Annotated in this window: 1 protein-coding gene and 1 pseudogene; one reads left to right on the top strand and one right to left on the bottom strand. The window is 76.8% G+C overall.

Translation table 11 applies throughout. The annotated features are described in order from the left end of the window. Window positions 1-212: pseudogene (locus GL263_RS26375) on the top strand (hypothetical protein); the annotation flags it as partial. Window positions 213-289: 77 nt separating this feature from the next. Here the strand turns inward: GL263_RS26375 and GL263_RS26370 are convergent. Continuing rightward, the gene (locus GL263_RS26370; protein WP_182858251.1) at window positions 290-1,420 is read right to left on the bottom strand and encodes a GNAT family N-acetyltransferase; all 1,131 of its coding nucleotides are present in this window, start codon (window positions 1,418-1,420) and stop codon (window positions 290-292) included. Window positions 1,421-1,490 lie beyond the last annotated feature (70 nt).

Here is a 1,490-nt window from a genome sequence, read left to right as displayed (position 1 = left end):
CTCCCCCGGTGGTCCCGACGCCGCCCGCGCCGAACCCGCCGCGGCCCGAGACGAGCTGCATGCCGATCCTGCTCAGCCCCTGGGCGCAGCGCTGGGTCGACCCGGAGCGGCTGCCGTGCGTCCGGTACGACTGGCGTGAGTACTACGACCGTGACTGGAGCGACTACCACGACCGAGGTCGCGACTGGCGGGACCGGGACCCGCGAGGGTAGTGCCGGCAGGCCCGACCGCCGCGCCACGGGGCGGCGGCCGGGCCTGTCCTGGCGGGCGGACGGGCGCGGGCGGAGGATCACCTGCCGGCGCCGTCCGCCCGCAGGCTGTTGAGCCTGGCGCGCAGCCGGCGCAGCGCGGGGAGTTGGCGGTGCAGGGCCTCGCCGGCCCGGCGGCGGCCCTCGACGGCGGCCACGTACAGCCCCAGGAGGGGTGCGGCGCCGCGCCCGGCCAGCAGCAGCCGCTGGTTGGTGACGGTCTCCGGGCGCCAGTGCTGCTTGTAGGGTTCGGTGCCGCGCAGCAGGCTGAGCACGCGGCGGCCGGACTCGGTCGCCTGGCGGGCGTCGTGGCGCAGCAGCATGGTCGTGATGTCGACCTTGCGGGCCCGCAGCTCGGGGTCGGCGCCGTAGAGGTAGCCCCCGGCGAGATCGGCCGACATCAGGGTGACGTCGGCCGCGACCACCCGGCCGTCCATCCGGTACTCGGTCAGTACGGCGTCGCCGTCGCGGACCATCTGCCGGGTGGCCCGGACCAGGTGCTCGGCGAACCGGGGCCGCAGGTGTTCGGGCGTGACGCCGCGGCCGCGCCACTGCATGCCGTGCAGCCGCAGCAGGTTCTCGACGGCGTGGGGGACCTCCCGGGCCGGCACGGCGCGCTCCTCGATGCCCAGCGACTCGATCTTCCGGAGCTTGGCGCGGAACCGGCGGGCGTTGCGGCTCGGCAGCCGCTCCATCAGCTCCGGGAGCGGCGCCACGGGCAGTTCCAGGCAGACGGAGTCGTCCATGCGGCGGCGCGGACCGGGCCACAGCCGGTGCACACGTTCGGCCGCGCCGCCCGGCCGCACCTCGCGCAGGTCGACCACGCGGGTGCGGGCGAGCCGGTCCAGGCCCCGGACCAGGGCGGCGGCGGCCTCCTCGGCGCAGTCGTCGTCCAGCAGCACGTCGAAGAAGTCCGAGATCTCCCCGCCGAGCGGCACCAGGACGGGCAGCGGCCGGTGGGCGAGCATCAGCGGGGCGGCGCCCACCAGCACGTCGCCGCGCCGCACGAGGATCACGCGCAGCCACCCGTCGGTGCCGTAGGAGCGCCACCAGGAGTGCAGCCAGGCGTGGCTCTGGAACGGCGTCGCGGTGCGGCAGCGGCGTTGCAGCGCGGTCCACTGCGGCCCGAGCGCCTGGAACTCGCCGGAGTCCCTGCAGAGCGTGACGCGCAGCGGTACACGCGGCGGGTCGGTGGCCGTCCGGGGGGCGGGGGTGACCGGCTCCCGGCCGGCCGGTGCGGGG

This window comes from Streptomyces durbertensis, from assembly GCF_014156695.1.
Lineage (GTDB): Bacteria > Actinomycetota > Actinomycetes > Streptomycetales > Streptomycetaceae > Streptomyces > Streptomyces durbertensis.
The sequence above is the reverse complement of the archived record's forward strand: the minus strand, read 5'-3'. Positions and strand labels throughout refer to the sequence as shown.